Source organism: Hydrocarboniphaga effusa AP103, from assembly GCF_000271305.1.
GTDB lineage: Bacteria > Pseudomonadota > Gammaproteobacteria > Nevskiales > Nevskiaceae > Hydrocarboniphaga > Hydrocarboniphaga effusa.
Map to the genome: position 1 here is coordinate 321,442 of NZ_AKGD01000003.1, position 18,122 is coordinate 339,563.

Below are 18,122 nucleotides of genomic sequence, written 5' to 3' on the forward strand. Positions count from 1 at the left end.
GGTGCCCGCTGCCTGCGGAAAGCAGGTGGCGGGCGCGGGCAACGCTGATCCGGATCCATGTTGTGCAGGCACCCCAGGAACGCCACGGAATTTGGGGTTCGCCGCGCCCTTCAGCCCAGGTGCTTGCGCAACCAGAGATAGCTCGCGAATGCAGCGGCACACCAGAGCGCCACGATCACGGCAGCGGCGTAGTGGTTCGTCGGCCGGTTCGCGATTGTGGCGGCTTTGATGTCGGCATCGGCCAGGACTTGCGCCGGAATCATGCGGACGGCCAGCCACAGGCCCAGCGGAACGAGCAGCAGATCGTCCAGGTATCCGAGCACGGGAATGAAATCCGGAATCAGGTCGATGGGGCTCAGCGCATAGGCCGCGACCACCAGCGCCACCAGCTTGGCTGCGAACGGCGTTCTTGGGTCGCGCGCGGCGAGGTAGACCGCAATCACTCGCTGCTTGAGCGCAGTGGCCCAGCGCCGGAGCCTGGAGATCGCGCTCATCGGATCGGCTGCCGGCGAGGACGAGGACTAAGCATGGCGGTGGTCGCCGGGATCGCCATCGTGTCCGTGTCCATGTCCGTTTGCTGATAGCGAGCAGTTGTCCGCCGTTGCGCAGGGCTCGAATTCGCATTGCAGTGTCGTATGCGCGACATCGTGTTCGGAGCGCAGGCGCGCTTCCGTACGCCGCAGGAAGGCGTCCACCGGCGCGCCGGGCGCGAGTAGCACATGCGCGGCCAGGCTGACTTGCCCGCTTCCGAGCGCCCAGACATGCAGATCGTGCACGTCGCGGGCGTCGGCGTCCGATCGAATCGAAGCTTCGATCCTGTCGATCTCGACGCCCTCGGGAACGCCTTCGAGCAGTACGTTGGCGCTCGCCTTGAGCAGGATGTACGTGCGCGGCAACACCCACACCGCTATCAGCACGGCGATCACGGGATCGACCCAGGTCCATCCGGTCAGGTGGATCGCGGCGGCACCGACGATGACGCCGAGCGACCCGAGCATGTCGCTCCAGACCTCGAGATAGGCGCCCTTGACGTTGAGGCTTCTGGACCGGCCGCCACTGAGGATCCGCATCGCCGCGAGATTGACGATCAGGCCCAGGGTGGCGATTACGAGCATCGGAATCGACTGGACTTCGGGTGGCAACCGGAAGCGCTGCCAGGCTTCGTAGAAAATGTAGCCAGCGACCACGAACAGCATGCCGGCATTGAACGCCGCCGCGAGGATTTCGATCCGGCCATAGCCGAAGGTTCGCTGTCGATCGGCGGCCCGCTTGCCGATGCGGATCGCCAGCAGGGCGATCGCCAGGGCGAGGGTATCCGTGAACATGTGCGCGGCGTCGGAGAGCAGCGCCAGGCTGCCGGTCAGCCAGCCGCCGACCGCTTCGGCGATCATGTAGGTGCCCGTCAGGCCCAATGCGATCCACATCGAGCGTTCGTTGGCGCCGCGCCCGTGGTCGTGTCCTGCACTCATCGTCTTCTCCTTCGGATCGAGGCCCGGCCGCCGGAACGCTCCTGCGCCCCTGCGAACCCGCGGTGGGCCGGCCTCGGCATCGACCAGCGCTCCCCCGCGAGCCGCTTCGCAACGTCCACCGGACGACCCCCTTCGAAAAATAGTCCAGATGGCGCGCCTGTACTAAGCCGCTTCGGGAATCGCCGCCGGAGCGCCGTCATGACGCGTCTGTGCTCGTTTGCGCGGACGCGATCGCCGACCCGGTTCGCCGCTCGCGTCCATGCGCCAGGCGATACAAGCCCGGCAGTACGAGCAAGGTCAGGAGGGTGGACGAGATGATGCCGCCAATCACCACGGTGGCCAGCGGGCGCTGCACTTCGGCACCGGTGCCCGTGTTCAAGGCCATCGGGACGAAGCCGAGAGAGGCGACGAGCGCCGTCATGAGGACGGGACGTAGCCGCGTCAGCGCACCTTCGATGATCGCATCGTCCAGCCCGGCACCCTGCTCGCGCAATCCGCGGATGAAGCTCACCATCACCAAGCCGTTGAGTACCGCGACACCCGACAGCGCAATGAATCCGACCCCCGCGGAGATCGACAGCGGAATGTCGCGTATCCACAACGCGAGAACGCCGCCCGTGAGCGCCAGCGGCACGCCCGAGAAGATCACCAACGCGTCGCGCAGGTTGCCGAACGCGAGTACCAGCAGGCCGAGGATCAAGGCCAGCGTCACCGGCACGACGATCGCGAGTCTCCGGCTGGCCGACTGCAACTGCTCGAAAGTGCCGCCGTAGTCGATCCAGTAACCCGGTCGCAGCGAGACCTGGCGAACGGCGGCCTGCGCATCCGCGACGAAGCTGCCGAGATCACGGCCGCGCACGTTGGCGGTCACCACGATGCGCCGTTTTCCGTTTTCACGACTGATCTGGTTCGGTTCTGGCGCAACGATGAGCTGCGCGACTTCGGCCAATGGCACGGTGCCGCCGCTCGGAAGACTGATCGGCAAGCGATCGAGGTTGCGCAGATCGTCGCGCTGAGCCTCCGGCAGGCGCACGACGATCGCGTAGCGCGCATCGCCCTCGAACACCTCGCCCACCTCGCGGCCCCCGATCGCCGCCGACACCGCCGACTGCAGGTCGGCCAGCGCCACGCCGTAGCGCGCCAGGGCGTCACGCCTGGGCTGGATCGACAGCACCGGCAGCCCCGACACCTGCTCGACTTTCACATCTTCGGCGCCGGTGACGCCGCGCACGGCGGCCGCCAGCCGATTGCCCGAACGCCGCAGCACGTCGAGGTCGTCTCCGTAGAGCTTCACCGCGAAGTCCGAACGCACGCCGGAGATCAGCTCGTTGAAGCGAAGCTGGATCGGCTGGCTGAGTTCGTAGGCGTTGCCGGGAAGCTGCTCGAGCGCGGCCTGAATGTCGGCTTCGAGGTCGGCCTTGGACTTCTTCGGATCGGGCCATTGGTCGACCGGCTTGAGCATCACGTAGCCGTCCGAGATGTTCTGCGGCATCGGGTCCGTCGCCACTTCCGCGGTGCCGGTGCGCGCAAACGCCGTCAGTACTTCGGGGAACTGCAGCAGCCGCTGTTCGACCTGCTTCTGGAACTCCACCGATTGCGTGAGGCCGGTTGCCGGAATGCGCAGCACCTGGACTGCGATATCGCCTTCGTTCAAGTTCGGAACGAACTCGCTTCCCATGCGGCTCGCGATGGCTCCGCACGCCAGCACCAGCGCCACGGCGCCGGCAACGAAAGCCCAGCGCGCCCGCAGCGCGAATCGCAGCAGCGGCTGATAGCCGCGGCGGGCGAGATCGAGCACCACGTTGTGCTTCTCGCGCACGGGCCCGCGGAACAGCAGCGCCACGCCGGCTGGCACGAAAGTGACCGACAGCAAAAGTGCCGCCGCGAGCGCCATGACCACGGTCTGCGCCATCGGATGGAACATCTTTCCCTCCACCCCTTCGAGCGCGAAGATCGGCAGATACACGGCCGTGATGATGAACACTCCGAACAGGCTGGGACGGATGACCTCGGCGGTGGCTTCGTACACCCGCTTGAAACGATCGCGCGGCGCGAGCGGACGCGCGCCGGTGTTTTCCGACAATCGTCGCAGGCAGTTCTCGACGATGATCACCGCGCCATCGACGATGAGGCCGAAGTCGAGCGCGCCGAGACTCATGAGGTTGGCCGACACGCCGGTTTCGACCATGCCCGTGATCGTCATCAGCATCGCGATCGGAATCACCGCAGCGGTCAGCAGTGCAGCACGCAGATTGCCGAGCAGTACGAACAGAATCACCACCACCAGCAATGCGCCTTCGAGGAGATTCTTCTGCACGGTCGCGATGGCCTTGTCGACCAGCACCGTGCGATCGTAAGCCGGAACGGCTGTCACGCCTCCGGGCAGCGAGTCGTTGATCCGGTCGAGCTGGATCGCGACGGCTTTGGCGACAGCCCGGCTGTTTTCGCCCACCAGCATCACGGCTGTACCGAGAACCGTTTCGTGCCCATCGCGCGTTGCGGCACCGGTGCGCAGCTCCTTGCCGAGCGCGACTTCCGCGACGTCGCCAACGGTGATCGGCAAGCCATCGCGTGTCGCCACGACGATGCGACGCAGATCGTCGAGTCCTGCGACCTGACCCGGAATACGAACGAGCAGCTGCTCCCTGTTGCGTTCGAGATAACCCGCGCCCCGATTGGCGTTGTTGCGCTCGAGTGCTTCGGCGACCTGATCCATCGTCAGGCCGTAGGACAGCAGGCGCCCCGGATCGGGTAGCACATGAAACTGCTTGGCGTAGCCGCCGATGCTGTTGACTTCGGTCACGCCCGTAACCTGCAGCAGCTGCGGGCGTATCACCCAATCCTGCAGCGATCGCAGCGCCATCGAGTCGTAGGGCCTGCCGTCTGCCTGCCGCGCGTTGCCGTCGGCCTCCACCGTATAGAGAAAGATCTCACCGAGCCCCGTTGCGATCGGCCCCATGGCGGGTTCGACTCCGTCGGGCAAACGGCTGCGCGCCTGTTGCAGACGTTCGTTGACGAGGTTGCGCGCAAAGTACAGGTCGGTGCCGTCTGCAAACACGACGGTGACCTGCGAGAGTCCGTAGCGGGACAGCGAGCGACGATAGTCCAGGCCCGGCAAGCCGGTGAGGGCGGTTTCGATCGGGACGGTGATGCGTTGCTCGACCTCCAGCGGTGTGTAGCCCGGAGCCTGCGTGTTGATCTGCACCTGCACGTTGGTGATGTCGGGCACCGCGTCGATCGGCAGGCGTTGATAGTTCCAGGCGCCCAGGGCGATCAGGGCCAGCATCAGCACCATGACGACGCCGCTTCGGCCGATCGAGAATCGCAGCAGTTTCTCAAGCATGCTCGAGCCCTCCGGCGATGGCGGTGGCGGCAGGTCGAGCGTGCGTGTGGCTGCCGGAGATCCGGTCAGTGGTCATGTTCGGCCTCTCCCTTGCCCAGTTCCGCCTTCAACACGAAGCTGCCTTCGCCGACGACGGCGTCACCGGCGGCGAGGCCTTGCAGCACCTCGACGACGAGTCCGTCGCTGCGGCCGACCCTGACCGGGCGCGCGACGAATCCTTCGGCGGTATCGACGAACACGGAGGTACCGCCTTCGAGCTCCTGCAAGGCAGCCGCGGGCACCACCAGCGCGGCATTCGATTCGCCGATGGTGACTTGGCCGCGCACGTAAAGCCCCGGGGACCAGAAGCCATCGGCGTTGTCGAGCAGCACGCGAGCCGTGAGGCTTTGCGTGTTCGAGGCGCCCAGCGGTGAAACGAACACGATCTTGCCTTCGCGTACGGGGCCGCCATCGGCGGTCTGCACGCGCACGGCCTGGCCCGGCTTTACGCGGCTGCGATCACGTGGGAACAGCGCCAGTTCGACCCACACGGTGCCCAGATCGGCAACCGTGAACAGCGACGCCTGCTCCGCCTGTTCGCCAGGGTTGGTGGCGCGCTCGGTCACCACGCCGCCGAGCGGACTGACGATCGGGTACACCTGCAGGCTTTCGTTGCTCTCGACCGTGGCCAGCGTCTGGCCCTGCCGCACCGTGTCGCCCACCTTGGCAGCGACGGAGCGCACCACGCCCGGAAAGCGCGCGGTAACGCTGCGGATGCGTTCGGCGTTGGGCCTCACCACACCGTAGAGCTGCAAGGTTTCGCGGAGGGTGCCCGGCGCTGCCGGCGCGATCGCGAGCTTGGCGGCTCGTCGAGCTTCGGGGCCGAGTTTCACGACTTCGCCGTGCTCGCCGGATTGGCGGTCACCGTCCTGGTGCTGGCCGCGAGTGCGGCCTTGCTCGTCTTCGTGGTCTTCGGGAGTGGAGGAGCCGCAGGCCGAAAGCGACAGCAGACCCGCCAGCAGCGCGGAAAGGAGAATGGGATGGCGCATGGTGCGATGTCCTTCAGCGACTCAGGCCGTTGCCGGTGAGTCGTTCGATTTCGATGAGGGTGAAGTGGTATTGCGCGGCCGCTTCGATCGCCTCGCGCTTGAGCTCCAGCAGTTCGCGCTGGGCATCCACCAATTCGAGATAGCTGTAGCGGCCGCGCTCATAGGCGTAGTCGGTGTGGGCGAGCGCCGACTCCATGCGCGGCAGGGCCTTCTCGCGAATCAGCCCGACCTGCCGCTGTCGATCGAGCAGCTCGCGGTAGTAGCCGAACAGCTGGGTGCGCGCCTTGATCAGGGTGGCTTCGCGCTCCGCCGCCGCGCCCTCGCGTCGAGCTTCAGCCTCTGCGATCAAGCCCTGGTTGCGATCACCGACCGGCAGCGGCATCTGGAACGAGAACACCAGGCCCGTGTCGCGGGTCTGCTCGAGCCGACGTACGCCAGCCCCGATCTGCAAGCCCTGCCGACGGCCTGCGATGGCGAGCGCGATCTCGGCATCGCGCAGCCGGGCTTCCGACAGATAGCGAGCCAGATCCGGCGTCGCTTCGAGTGCGGCGAGCAGCTCGTCGTAGGAGCGCATCGTCGGCAGCCGGTAGAGATCGGCCGAAGCGGAGACGAAGTCCGGCTTGCTCGCCGCCCAGCTTGCGGCCAGCGCATAACGCGCGGTTTGCAGCTCGTGCTCGGCGTGGGCGTCGTCGTTCTGCGCACGCTGCAGGGCCACCGCAGCGCGGTCGCGTTCCGCCAAAGGCGACTTCGCGGCGGCGACCCGCTTTTCCACTGCGGCTGCGGTTTTCTCGGCGAGCTCCACCGCAAGGTGGGTGAGCTGATGCTGCTCCTGCTGCGAGGCCAGCGAGACGAAGCGGCGCGCGGTTTCGGCAATGGTGTCGAGCCGCCGGATGTCGCCTTCGGCTTGCAGGCCATCGCGTTCGCGCCGGGCGACGTCGATGCGCCGCTCGCGGAGCCCGCCGAGTTCGATCACCTGGCTCAGCATCAGCGTGAGCTCGGCGTATTGGCCGCCGCTGGCCAGCCCGGTGCCGAGCACGTTCTCGACTGTGCCGGAAAGCGTGGGGTTGGGACGCAGGCCCGACTGCGTGATACGACCGTCCTGCGCTTTCAGGGTATAGGCGTAGGCGGCCAGATCGGGGTTGGATTGCAGCGTGCGCGAAATTGCTTCGCGCAGCGTGATGACGGGCTCTTGGGCCCTGACCGAAGTCGAGGCGCCCAAGGCCAAAAGCGTCGCAGCAACCGGCAGGCTGCGACCCAGACGGGTGAACATGGAAATCTCCAGGACAGCATGAACGACCGCCCGAGACGGGGCGGAGCAGGGTTCAGGTCAGGGAGATCGACGGCGGGCCGCGCAAGGGCGGCGTGAAATAGGAAGGCCGAACCGCTGCCGTAGCGGGTGGGCCTTGCGGAACGATGCTGCTGAGCCAGCCGGCGGCAGCCGACAGGGTGAGTCGATCGGGACCGGGCAGTGCCACCGGGTCGAGGTCCGCGAACGACGGCGAGCTGGCGATGGACGCGACCAGATCGACCTCGCGGTCATCGGCATGATCGCTATCGTGTGACTCGCCGAACAGGAGGCCCGCATCCGCGTAGTGCGGCTGCTCGTGCCCGCCCGGCTGCTGTTCGAGCCCTGCGCAAACATGGACGTGCACCCCCAGCAGCCTCGTGATGACGAGGCCCAGGCAGAACATCCAGGTGGCGAGCAGGCGGGACATGCGAGCGACAGGGTAACAGGTCGAAGCGGCCGTTTAGCGAATCAGGGGTGCGTTGCCCCGAGTGCAGGTTTTTTGCGCGCGAATGATGGACCGCGCCTTTCTTGCGGCCAGCAAGGGGAGCGAAGGTCGGGGGCAGATGAAGTCGTGTGCTTGTGGCGACTCTGTGTGTGGGCTGCTTTGTGCCATGAGCGGTCGTTTAACGTTTGCGTCCAGACCGCAAGCCGTCGCGCTTGCAAAGCTGGCTAGGCGATGCCCATGGTCGATAGGCTTAGTTGGAGCCACTTATGCCGAGGCTATTAAGGGTCGCAGTGCTGAGCGTTCCGTCGACCTTGATGCCGTTGTCGGCCTGGTACGCTTTCAATGCGCTCTTTGTACTGGACCGGCCAGAGTTTCGTAGCCACTCAAGAGCCGTGTAGCGCGTATCGCCGTTCATCCTCTCGCGCTGACAGACAGCGGTCCGTAACCAAGTCCCGGCTGTCGCTATATCCCCGGCATCCGCCATCCGCCCGTCTGCTTCTCGATATGCGCGAGCGCGGCGAGCACGATGTCGTCGCGCCAGGGTTGCGCGACGACATGGATGCCCAGCGGCAGGCCCGGCGAGTCCTTCGATGTTCCCGCGCGCACGACGCCGGCCGGCCAGCCGGTGGTGTTGTATTCGCTGGTCATGCCGCCGTAACCGGCGCCCCATTCGGGCGGCATCAGGTACTCGCTAGTCACTTTCTGCGGTGCGCGCCAGGTCACCGGGCACAGGATCAGGTCGTATTGCTCGAACCAGGCGAGCTGCTCGCTCTTGATCGCGTCCATCTGTTCGCACAGGCGCGTGAACTCGCTGCTCGGCAGTTCGCTGCCCTTGATGTTCAAGCCCGGTGAAGGCTGCGTGGTGCCGTGCTTGCGCATGAGGCGGCGCATGAACTCGCGGCCGTCGGCGCCCGAGAACGCGGCGCGCGCATCGGCGAGTTCCTTGAAGCGTGGAGGCCGATCCTGCCTGGCCTTGCAGCCGAGCTTGGTGAAATAGCCGACGCAGCGTTCGATCATCGCTTGCACTTCGCGGCTCACGCGGATGCTGCCGTTGTCGATGTACCAGGCGATGCGCAGCTTGCTCAGATCCACTTGCGCCGGATCGCCGAGCGGGACCGGGGCCATCGCGGCGTCGGAATCATCCGGGCCCATGATGATCGGCAGGATCAGCGACAGATCGGCGACGCGTCGTGCGAGCGGGCCGATCTCCTGAAAGTTATCGAAAGGCCCGCCATAGCCGACGATATGCCCGGTGCGCGGCACGCGTCCGTAAGTGGGCTTGATGCCGGCGATGCCGTTGGCGAACGCGGGGCCGCGAATGCTGCCGCCGTAGTCCGAGCCGATGTCGAAGTACGCCCCCGCGGCCGCGACGATGGCGCCCGCACCGCCCGACGATCCCGAGCACAGATAGCCTTCGCCGTAAGGGTTGTAGGTCTGCCCGTGCAGCAGGTTGTAGGTTTCGCGTGCACCGCCGCCGAGCGTGAATTCCGGCGTGTTGGTCTTGCCGAGCAGAATCGCGCCGGCGGCGCGCACGCGGGCGATCGCGGTGGCATCGCGCCCGGGCACGAAATCCTTGCGGCCGAGCGTGCCGCCCGTGGAGACCACGCCGGCCGTGTCGAACGAATCCTTGGCCGTGAACGGCACGCCGTGCAGCGGCCCGAGCAGCCTGCCTTGCGCGAGCAGGGCATCGGCCTGACCGGCTTCGGCGTAAGCGCGGGCACGGCATTGGGCGACCACCGCGTTGATGCGCGGGTTCACCGCATCGATGCGCGCATAGCAGGCATCGACGACTTCGCGTGCGCTGACTTTGCGCGCGCGAATCATCGCGGCGATTTCGCTGGCCGAATATTCGATCAGCGCGTGGGGCGCAATCGGCTCCGCGCTCGCAGGCGCGATGCTTCCGAGCGCGCCGATGCTCGCCGCAGCAATGCCGGCGCCGAGCAGGTCGCGACGTTTCATCGGTAACGGCGAGCGCATGGCGGCGCGCTCAGATCGGCGGCTTCTTCCAGCCGCCGCTGCGGCTTTCGAGATAGCTCGCGACGGCCAGGCAGATGTCCTCGCGCCACGGCGCCGCGACCACCTGCAGGCCGATCGGCAACTTGCCGTCGGCCGACGATCCGCAGCGCACCACCACCGATGGCCAGCCGCTCGAATTGAACACGCCGGTGTACGGCCAGCCGCCGTCCTTGCCCGCCGGCCAGGTCGGGCCTTCGGCATCGATCGGCTGCGCCACCTTGTTCGAAGTCGGGCAGATGAAGACGTCGTACTGCTTCATCCAGCCGAGCATGCGCGACTTGGCTTCGTCGTGCTGCTCCCAGGCTTCGACCATCGCCGCGCTGCTGATCGGCTTGGCGTTGGCCATCGCCTCCTTGCGCGAAGGCGAGAAGTTCACCGTGCCCCATTTGTCCGCGAGCCGCTTGTAGAAGGCCCAGCCGTCGCCGTTGGTGAGCGTGTTGCGTGTCTCGCGCAGGGTTTCGAACTGCGCGAGCGGCGCATCTTCGGTGACCGATTGCGTTGCGCCTTCGAGCCACTTGGCGACCTGGCGCACAAGGTTCTTGGTGTCGTCGTCGGTGGCCCAGCGGCCGATGCCGCCGTTGTCGGCGCAGAACGCGACCTTGAGTTTCTTGAGCTCGACCTTGGCCGGATCGGCCCACGGCACCGGTGCGCAGCTCGCGTCACGAAAATCCGGGCCCGAGATGATCGGCGTGATCAGCGTGAGGTCTTCGACGCGACGCGCCATTGGCCCGAGCTGCTGCCACAAATCGAAGATGCCGCCGTAGTCGACGATATGGCCGGTGCGCGGCACGCGAACGCTGGTCGGCTTGATGCCGGCGATGCCGTTGTTGTGCGCGGGCCCACGAATGCTGCCGCCCCAATCCGAGCCGATGTCGAAGGCCGAACCGCCCGCCGCGACGATCGCGCCGGCGCCGCCCGAAGAACCCGCCGTCGAGCGCGTCAGATCGTAGGGGTTGTGCGAAGAGCCGTAGAGCAGGTTGCTCGAGGTGCTGATGCCCGCGAGGCCGCCGAGCGTGAACTCCGGCGTATTGGTCTTGCCGAGCAGGATCGCGCCGGCCTTGCGCACGCGCGCGGCGACGGTCGCGTCTTTCTTCGGCACGTACTGCTGGCGGCCGTAGGTGGCGCCGGTGGAGATCACGCCTTCGGTGTCGATCGAATCCTTGAGCGTGATCGGCACGCCGTGCAGCGCGCCTTTCCAGTCACCGCGCGCGGCGGCGGCGTCGAGCGCCTTGGCTTCGGCGCGTGCGCGGGCGTAGCAGTTCATGACCACTGCGTTCATGAGGTCGTTCACCGCGAGCTGGCGCGCGATGTAGGCCTCCACCGCTTCGGATGCGGAGACCTTTTTCGCGCGGATCAGTCCGGCGAGCTTGGTCGCCGACATGTAAATGATCTCGTCGCTCGTGTCGGCCGATTGCGCGGGCGCCGACATCACCGCAGCGTTGGCTGCCGCGGCGAGCCCGAGCAACGTGCGCCGGCTCAGGCTTTCGCGGTTCTGCGGATTCGGAACCAGATGCTGGGAGACGAAATTCTGCGGGTGCTGCGGCGTGCCATCGTTCATCGGATTGCTCGGTGCGTTGCGGCAGGAAAGAGGGAAGGGTTCAGAGCGTCGGGGCGTGATAGCCGCCGGTCTGCTTCTCGATCATCGCGAGCGCGGCGATCACGACGTCGTCGCGCCAGGGCTGGGCGACCACTTGAATGCCGAGCGGCAAGCCGGCCTCGTCCTTCGATGTCGTCGCGCGTACGACGCCCGCGGGCCAGCCCGTGGTGTTGTACTGGCTGTTGTAGCCGCCGCCGGGATTCGGCCCATTGGGTGGGCGCGTGAATTCGGGCGGCACCGGCTTGGGCGCCGTGGCGCTGCTCGGGCAGACGATGAGGTCGTACTGCTCGAACCAGGTCAGCTGTTCGCTCTTGATCGCGTCCATCGCCTCGCAGGCCGCGGTGAATTCGGCACTGCTGATCTCGTCGCCATCCAGCCGCAGGCCCGGCGAGGCTTGGAGGCTGCCGTGCTTCTTGAGCAGCCGACGCATGTTGTCTCCGCCGCTGGCGCTGCTGAAGCGCCGACGCGCGTCGGAGAGCTCCTTCATCTTCGGCGGCATGTCCTGCGTGACCTTGCAGCCTGCGCTCTGGAAGTAGCCGACGCATTGCGTGACCATCGCCTTGATCTCGGCGCTCGGCTCGGTGACGCCGTCGCTCAGGTAATACGCGACGCGCAGCTTCTTGATCTCGACCTTTCCGGGATCGCCGAGCGGAACCGGCGCCATCGCCGCATCCGAAGCATCGGGTCCGGCGACGATCGGCAACAGTAGCGCGAGGTCTTCGACATAGCGCGCCATCGGACCGGTCTCCTGGAAGTTATCGTAGGCGCCGCCGTAGCCGACGATGTGCCCGGTGCGCGGCACGCGTCCGTACGTGGGCTTGATGCCGGCGATACCGTTGAAGTTGGAAGGCCCGCGAATGCTGCCGCCATAGTCCGAGCCGATATCGAAGTACGCGCCGCCGGCCGCGACGATCGCGCCCGCGCCACCCGAAGAACCCGCCGGCGAATACCGCTGGCCGTAGGCGTTGTAGGTCTGCCCGTAGACGAGGTTGTAAGTGCCGCGCGCACCGCCGCCGAGCGTGAACTCGGGCGTGTTGCTCTTGCCCAGCAGAATGCCGCCGGCTTCGCGCAGGCGCGCGACCACGGTGGCGTCGGCGCCCGGCACATATTGCTTGCGGCCGAGCGTGCCGCCGGTGGAAACCACGCCGCCGGTGTCGAACGAGTCCTTGATCGTGAACGGCACGCCGTGCAGCGGACCCTTGGTCTTGCCGGCTGCGAGCATCTTGTCGAGCTCGGCCGCTTCGGCGTAGGCGCGTTCGCGGCAGGTGAAGACTACCGCGTTGAGCGTGGGATTCACTTCGTCGATGCGCGCATAGCAGCGCTTGACGAGTTCGGTGGCGCTGATTTCGCCTTTGCGCAGCTTGGCAGCAACGGCGGTGGCCGACAGCGTGAGCACGTCGCCGGACGCGAGCGCAGCGAACGCAGGCGAAAATTGAGCCAAGGCCAGCGCGCCACCGGCGGCGGTGACGCTGCTGCCGAGAAATCGTCGGCGCGAAAGCGAGGGTGTCGTGTTGGGCTTGAACATCGTCGGCGGGCTCCGTCGTGTTGGTGTTCTGCTGGCCATGAGTCAGACGCGCGGGGCATGCGAAACCCCACGCCGTTCGTCATGAACAGCGCTGTTCGGTTCGATAGGGAATGCGAAAAAAAAGGCCGCCGGCCGTTTCACTGGAGAGTGGAAGGAGCCGGCCGGCGGCAGGGGCTGGGAAGCTCGGCTCGGACACTCGTGACATCCGGGCCCAGCGTCCACTGACGCTGCAGGAAGTTCAGCGCCCTTTGGGCGCAGGCGCCCAAAACGGGTTCTTGTCCTTGAGGAACAAGCTTTTCGGAATCATCGCGTGGATGCCCTTGGTGTCGTCGACCACTTGCGTCACGCGAAAATCGATGCCGATGCTGCCGAGCGCGAACGCGCGTTCGAACGGCAACTGCTTGGTCTCGGCGAGGAAAGCATTGGTTTCGCGGATCGCCATCGTCATCGCGTTGTCGAGATCCGGGTCGAGGCCGAAGCTGATGTAGTGCGTCGGTGTTTCGGCACGCGGAACCTTGAGCCCGGTGTTCTTGTGCAGGATGAACTGCAGCACCGCCGTGTTGGCGGTCTCGATCGCGTTGACGGTGATCTCGCCATCGCCTTGCGCCGCGTGCGCATCGCCGGTGTAGAACAGCCCGCCCGGATGAAACACCGGCAGGAACAGCGTGGTGCCGTCGACGAGTTCCTTGCAGTCGAGATTGCCGCCGAACAGGCCCGGCGGACCGCTGCGGCGATTCGCACCTTCGCTGGCGGCCGGAAGCGTGCCCATCACGCCCATGAACGGCGCCAGCGGAACCGCGATGTCGGGCATGAACTGTCCGATCGTGCGCTTGGCATCGAAGCCGACGACGAAGCTGAAAGGCTCTCTGACGTCATCCGGAATGCCGCCGCGTCCGGGCCGTCCGCCGACGGTGCCATACGGAATGCGCGGCACCACCGACTTGATGCGCACTTCGAGCGTATCGCCGGGCATCGCACCTTCGACCGCGATCGGGCCGACGATCAGATGGCCGCTTTGAATGCCGGCCTGGCGCGGTGTTTCCTTGACGACGCGGACGATCTCCTGGATCGCAACGGTTTCTTCGGCATTGAGCTTGATGCCTTGCTTGGCGATCCAGCTCATCGCGTCTTCGTCGCCCCAGCGATTGCCGCCGCCGGTGTCGATGCGCACGGTGGCGCCCGACTTGACCGTGAGAATGGGCTTTTTGTCGGCCGGATAGTTGCCGATCACCGAGTTGTCGGGTGTCAGCTTGACGTGATGCTCGTAGGCCGGCATCGCGGCGCTGCTCGCACCGCAGAGCAGCAACAGGCACAGCGCGAGCGGGGCACGGCGCAGGCGATCAGTATTCATTGAAGATTCTCGTGATTTCGTTGATGTCGCTGGTCTTGGTGAGCGCGAGTTGCAGCAGGATGCGAGCCTTCTCGGGCTTGAGGTTGTCGCCCGGAACGATCTTGGCATCACGCCTGCGCGGTGTGTCCTGCACACGGCCGCCATGCGTGCGCGCGGTGGCGACCACGATCACGCCCTTTTCCTGCGCGCGCTTGATCGCATCGTTCTCGCTCGCGGTCGGGCTACCGGCGCCGGTGCCTTCGACGATGATGCCCTTGGCGCCGTTGGCGACCATCGCATCGATCAGGTAACCGGGCGCTTCGCGATACGCGTAGGCCACTTCGACGACTGGCAGACTCGGATAAGCCTTGCCGGCGAACTCGGAGCCATCGGTGTGGCGGCGCACGGGCTCGCGGTAGAACACGATGCGATCCGGATCGGCGTAGCCGAGCGCGCCGACATCGACACCGATGAAGGTGTTGGTGCGATACGCGCTGGTCTTGTCGACATCGCGCGCCGTATTGATGAGCTGGTTCATCGCGTGCAGCACGCCCTTGCCCCAGGCTTCTTTGGACGCGGCCACGCGCACGGCGTCGTAGAGATTGCGCGGGCCGTCGCCCGACAAGCCCGTCCACGGACGCTGCGATCCGACCAGCACGATGGGCTTGTCGGTCTTGACCACCAGGTTCAGGTAATACGCGGTTTCGGCCATCGAGTTGGTGCCGTGCGTGAGCACGATGCCCTTGATCTTCGGATCGCGCACGAGCTCGTTCATGCGCTTGGCGATGCGCGCCTGATCGTCGTAGCTCGCGGGCTCCTTGGCGTCTTCGGCAGGACGCTCGTCGTCGATGACGATGTTGGCGACGCCGCGCAGCTCGGGCAGGTCGTCGACCCAATCCTGCGGATCGACGCGCTTGTTTTCCTTGCCGCCGTAATTGGTGACGTTGAGGCGCGGCGTGCCACGGCTCGCGATGGTGCCGCCGTAGGACATCAGCACGATGGTCGGCAGCCTGGAGACATCCGCCGGCATCGCCGGCGGTGGTGCGTGGCGCGGAATTTCCTGCGCGAATGCGGCGGAGCAGAGCAGCGCGCCAGCGAGATTCAGTGCGGCGACGAGTGAAAGATTGCGAGTCATGATCTGTTCTCGTCCCGATCAATACTGGTTGAACATGCGCTGGATTTCCTTCGGATCGCTGGTCTTGGTCAGCGCCAGGCGCAGCAGGATGCGCGCCTTCATCGGCAGCAGGTTGTCGGAGGTCACGCGCTTTTCGGCAGCGGCTTTCTCGCTCTCGACGACGCGGCCGGAACCCTTGCGATCGCTGCTGACGATGAGCACGCCTTTTTCCTGCGCGCGCTTGATCGCGTCCTTGTCTCCGCCCGTCAGCACCAGGCCTTTGGCTCCGGCGGCGACGAAGGCATCGATCGCGGTGCCGTCGTCCTCCTGGTAGCCGTAGGTGATGTCGACGCGCGGCAGCGTGCTGAGCTTGGAGACATCGAACTCCGACTTGCTCGTGTGCCGGTACGTGGGCTTGCGGTAGAACACGATCTGGTCGGAATCGGCATAGCCGAGCGGGCCGAGATCGCGCGCGACGAAGGTGTCCGTGCGATAGGTGTTGCCCTTGGTGGTATCGCGCGCCGCGTTGATCTCGTCGTTGAGCAGGATCATCACGCCCATGCCGCGCGCCTTCGGCGAGCCGGCCACGCGCACTGCGTTGTAGAGATTGAACGGGCCGTCGCGGCTGACGGCGGTGAACGGCCGCATCGCCCCGACCAGCACCACCGGCTTGTCGGACTTGACGACGAGGTTGAGGAAATACGCGGTTTCTTCGAGCGTCGCGGTGCCGTGCGTGACGACGGCGCCGGCCGACTCGGGCTTGGCCAGCCAGGCGTTGATCTCCTTGGCGAGCCTGAGCTGGATCTCGGTGTTCACGCTCGGCGAGCCGACGTTGGAGATCTCCATGTATTCGAGCTGCGCCACTTCCTTGAGCTCGGGCAGATCGTTGACGAGCTGCTCGGGCGTGACCTTGCCGTCGCTGTATTCCATGAGCTTCTGGCGATGCGCGCCACGGCTCTGGATGGTTCCGCCGGTGGTGAACAGGCGCACTTTCGGCAGCGGGCCTGCGCTGCTCTGTGCGGACGCGGGTGCGGATGCCAGAGCGGTGGCGATCAGGGCCAGGCTCAACAACAGGTTTCGGATCATGTGAGAAGGCTTGGTTGCAAGCGTTGATGTGATGAGTCGGTGGAGGGCGGACAGCGGGGGCCTGTCGGCACCGCGTGGGCGGAGCCGCCTCGATGGAAGGCAGAGGTTTCGGTGCGGGGCGCAGCGGCGGCGCGGTGAGGCGCTAGTGCGGCACGCTGCGCTCCGGTTCGATCTCGCGCAGCCAGGCCGCGAGTAGCCGGCGCCCACCGTCCGCGTTCATCTGCGGGCGCCCCGCATGCGCAATCGGATCGCCGCTGTCGAGCGCCAGCTGCAACCAGTTGGCCGCTTCACGCACGTGATCGCGATGCTCCGCGAGCCCCGATGCGTCGGGGCTGCGATGCGCCAGCGTGGGCAGTACCAGATGCTCGAGCCGCGATTGGTTGTAGATCAGCAAGGCCAGCTTGGCCTGCCGGTCCGCACTCGGATGCAGCTCGACCAGGCGCCGTTCGATCGGCAGTTGCCCGTTCATGAGCGCGAAGGCGGAGCGTGCTTCGCTCGCGGCGCCGTTCGCCTGTCCGGATTGCGAAAGTTTCTGTGCCTGAAGCAGATGCGCGAGATAGTCGCTCTGCGCACCCTGCCAGACCGAGACGGCGCCGACGCTCAGTACCCCGAGCGGAATGCCGAAATAGGCCAGCTGCCGCAGCGCGACGCGCGAGGCCGGAGCTTGGTCGCGGGTCGTCGATGGCTGCGTGTTCGCAAGCGCGGGCAAGGCCAGTGGGCCGCGATTGTCCGGCTGGCGCAGCTTCCAGATGAAGCCGTCGAAGTAGTAGTGCATGAGCGTCGAGGTCAGGCCCAGCGAGATCAGCAGGGCCATGAGCCAGCGGCTGTCCCAGTTCGTCGTCAGCAGCTCGCCATAACCAAGACACAGCGCGACGTAAGCGGCGCCGATGATCCAGCCTCCGCGTGCATGCACGCGCAAGAACCAGCCGGCACGCGCGCGCTGCGGCTGCGCGGCGAGGCCGCGGTTGTAGCGCCAGACGATCGCCAGATATTGCGTCATGTGCACGATGCCAACGGCCGCGAAGCCGGCCTTGAAACTCCAGCCCGGAGCGAGTTTTTCGATCAGTGCGTTCGGCGTGTACGTGAGCAGCATCACGCCGAAGCTGCTCGCGAACAGCGCGAGCTTGCTGCGGCTGACGAAGTAGTGGTGGCGCCTGCACCAGAGCAGGTACACCGCATACGCCGCGGTCGCCGCGAGCGCGACGAACAGGCTCAGCTGCTGCAGCGCGGAGATCATGTGCGGCGGAAACGCGAGCAGCAGCGGCAGGCCGGCGCTCTGATACAGGTCTTCGAGCAGGCCCGCGAGCCATTCGCCCGCGGCGAGCATGATGGCGATGAACCAGCTCGCGCACAGCAGCAGGTCCATGCGCGCGGCGAGCTTGCGCGGAGCCGCGTTGTGGCGATCGTAGAGGCGCATGAAGCCGTAGTGCTGCATCAGGAAATGCCACGGGTCCCAGATCACCGCGAGCAGGAACACGTACAGCAGGTTTTCGATCGGCAGGTCGTGCGTGATAAGCCAGACGCCGGCCGCCATCGACAGCGAGAACGGCAGCAGCGGGGCGATGACGAAGGTGGCGCGATGGCGGCGGAACAGTTCGACATCGCCGTAGATGCGGATGAAGGTCGGCAGATGGTGCGCAACCGTCATGACGATGTGCGTGGTGACGATCAGGGCGGTCGCCGCAACGGCGCCGAGCGTTGCGAACATGATCAGCGCAACGGCCAGCACGAGCAGCGGCGCAAGAATGATTGCGGCCATGTCCTGGGCCGGATCGAGGATCCAGTTCTGCCGGGGCGCCCGCTGCGCCGGGGCGGCAGTCAGCGGCAGCGCATCGACCAGGCCCTGGCTGTTGGCCATCTCACGTCCTTCGCGTCGGGTTC

At 66.3% G+C, this 18,122-nt stretch carries 14 protein-coding genes; all 14 read right to left on the reverse strand.

Annotation, left to right across the window (positions count from 1 at the left end; all coding sequences use genetic code 11):
* Positions 1 to 110: 110 nt before the first annotated feature.
* The 14 genes from WQQ_RS17845 to WQQ_RS17910 all read right to left on the reverse strand — a co-directional run bounded on the left by WQQ_RS17845 (position 111) and on the right by WQQ_RS17910 (position 18,099).
* Entirely contained in the window at positions 111 to 494 is a 384-nt protein-coding gene (locus WQQ_RS17845; protein ID WP_007186643.1) for a YkvA family protein, read from the reverse strand.
* A 27-nt stretch (positions 495 to 521) separates the two neighbouring features.
* Positions 522 to 1,469, reverse strand: coding sequence for a cation diffusion facilitator family transporter (locus WQQ_RS17850; RefSeq protein WP_007186644.1), 948 nt, complete (start codon positions 1,467 to 1,469; stop codon positions 522 to 524).
* Positions 1,470 to 1,665: 196 nt separating this feature from the next.
* Entirely contained in the window at positions 1,666 to 4,812 is a 3,147-nt protein-coding gene (locus tag WQQ_RS17855; protein ID WP_007186645.1) for an efflux RND transporter permease subunit, read from the reverse strand.
* Between the two features lie 65 nt (positions 4,813 to 4,877).
* A complete protein-coding gene (locus WQQ_RS17860) occupies positions 4,878 to 5,840 on the reverse strand; it encodes an efflux RND transporter periplasmic adaptor subunit (RefSeq protein ID WP_007186646.1) in 963 nt (320 codons plus the stop codon).
* Positions 5,841 to 5,853: 13 nt separating this feature from the next.
* The gene (locus WQQ_RS17865) at positions 5,854 to 7,110 is read right to left on the reverse strand and encodes a TolC family protein (protein WP_050997748.1); all 1,257 of its coding nucleotides are present in this window, start codon (positions 7,108 to 7,110) and stop codon (positions 5,854 to 5,856) included.
* A 52-nt stretch (positions 7,111 to 7,162) separates the two neighbouring features.
* Positions 7,163 to 7,555 carry a hypothetical protein gene (locus WQQ_RS17870; protein ID WP_007186649.1) on the reverse strand — a complete coding sequence of 131 codons (393 nt, stop codon included), beginning with the start codon at positions 7,553 to 7,555 and terminating at the stop codon, positions 7,163 to 7,165.
* 268 nt (positions 7,556 to 7,823) lie between these two features.
* Positions 7,824 to 8,057: a peptidoglycan-binding domain-containing protein gene (locus WQQ_RS25290; RefSeq protein WP_040454818.1), complete on the reverse strand. Its 234-nt coding sequence runs from the start codon at positions 8,055 to 8,057 to the stop codon at positions 7,824 to 7,826.
* Positions 8,036 to 9,532, reverse strand: a complete 1,497-nt coding sequence (locus WQQ_RS17880; protein ID WP_237715086.1) for an amidase — start codon at positions 9,530 to 9,532, stop codon at positions 8,036 to 8,038. Before WQQ_RS17880 ends, WQQ_RS25290 begins: the two co-directional genes overlap by 22 nt.
* Positions 9,533 to 9,560: 28 nt before the next feature.
* Positions 9,561 to 11,147, reverse strand: a complete 1,587-nt coding sequence (locus tag WQQ_RS17885; protein WP_007186652.1) for an amidase — start codon at positions 11,145 to 11,147, stop codon at positions 9,561 to 9,563.
* 40 nt (positions 11,148 to 11,187) lie between these two features.
* Positions 11,188 to 12,711, reverse strand: coding sequence for an amidase (locus WQQ_RS17890; protein ID WP_007186653.1), 1,524 nt, complete (start codon positions 12,709 to 12,711; stop codon positions 11,188 to 11,190).
* 238 nt (positions 12,712 to 12,949) lie between these two features.
* Positions 12,950 to 14,062, reverse strand: a complete 1,113-nt coding sequence (locus WQQ_RS17895; protein ID WP_007186654.1) for an acetamidase/formamidase family protein — start codon at positions 14,060 to 14,062, stop codon at positions 12,950 to 12,952.
* Entirely contained in the window at positions 14,052 to 15,176 is a 1,125-nt protein-coding gene (locus WQQ_RS17900; protein WP_007186655.1) for an asparaginase, read from the reverse strand. Before WQQ_RS17900 ends, WQQ_RS17895 begins: the two co-directional genes overlap by 11 nt.
* An 18-nt stretch (positions 15,177 to 15,194) precedes the next feature.
* Complete coding sequence (locus tag WQQ_RS17905; RefSeq protein ID WP_007186656.1) at positions 15,195 to 16,241, reverse strand: type II asparaginase; 1,047 nt, start codon at positions 16,239 to 16,241, stop codon at positions 15,195 to 15,197.
* Between the two features lie 142 nt (positions 16,242 to 16,383).
* Positions 16,384 to 18,099 (reverse strand): hypothetical protein, encoded by a 1,716-nt coding sequence (locus WQQ_RS17910; RefSeq protein WP_007186657.1) that lies wholly within the window; start codon positions 18,097 to 18,099, stop codon positions 16,384 to 16,386.
* Positions 18,100 to 18,122: the final 23 nt, after the last annotated feature.

Bases quoted from the DNA above. Each gene is read 5' to 3' on its own strand.
- WQQ_RS17865 (WP_050997748.1), bottom strand. From the start codon at position 7,110: ATGTTCACCCGTCTGGGTCGCAGCCTGCCGGTTGCTGCGACGCTTTTG.
- WQQ_RS17870 (WP_007186649.1), bottom strand. From the start codon at position 7,555: ATGTCCCGCCTGCTCGCCACCTGGATGTTCTGCCTGGGCCTCGTCATC.
- WQQ_RS17850 (WP_007186644.1), bottom strand. From the start codon at position 1,469: ATGAGTGCAGGACACGACCACGGGCGCGGCGCCAACGAACGCTCGATG.
- WQQ_RS17860 (WP_007186646.1), bottom strand. From the start codon at position 5,840: ATGCGCCATCCCATTCTCCTTTCCGCGCTGCTGGCGGGTCTGCTGTCG.
- WQQ_RS17880 (WP_237715086.1), bottom strand. From the start codon at position 9,532: ATGAAACGTCGCGACCTGCTCGGCGCCGGCATTGCTGCGGCGAGCATC.
- WQQ_RS17900 (WP_007186655.1), bottom strand. From the start codon at position 15,176: ATGACTCGCAATCTTTCACTCGTCGCCGCACTGAATCTCGCTGGCGCG.
- WQQ_RS17845 (WP_007186643.1), bottom strand. From the start codon at position 494: ATGAGCGCGATCTCCAGGCTCCGGCGCTGGGCCACTGCGCTCAAGCAG.
- WQQ_RS17910 (WP_007186657.1), bottom strand. From the start codon at position 18,099: ATGGCCAACAGCCAGGGCCTGGTCGATGCGCTGCCGCTGACTGCCGCC.
- WQQ_RS17890 (WP_007186653.1), bottom strand. From the start codon at position 12,711: ATGTTCAAGCCCAACACGACACCCTCGCTTTCGCGCCGACGATTTCTC.
- WQQ_RS17905 (WP_007186656.1), bottom strand. From the start codon at position 16,241: ATGATCCGAAACCTGTTGTTGAGCCTGGCCCTGATCGCCACCGCTCTG.
- WQQ_RS17885 (WP_007186652.1), bottom strand. From the start codon at position 11,147: ATGAACGATGGCACGCCGCAGCACCCGCAGAATTTCGTCTCCCAGCAT.
- WQQ_RS17855 (WP_007186645.1), bottom strand. From the start codon at position 4,812: ATGCTTGAGAAACTGCTGCGATTCTCGATCGGCCGAAGCGGCGTCGTC.
- WQQ_RS17895 (WP_007186654.1), bottom strand. From the start codon at position 14,062: ATGAATACTGATCGCCTGCGCCGTGCCCCGCTCGCGCTGTGCCTGTTG.
- WQQ_RS25290 (WP_040454818.1), bottom strand. From the start codon at position 8,057: ATGGCGGATGCCGGGGATATAGCGACAGCCGGGACTTGGTTACGGACC.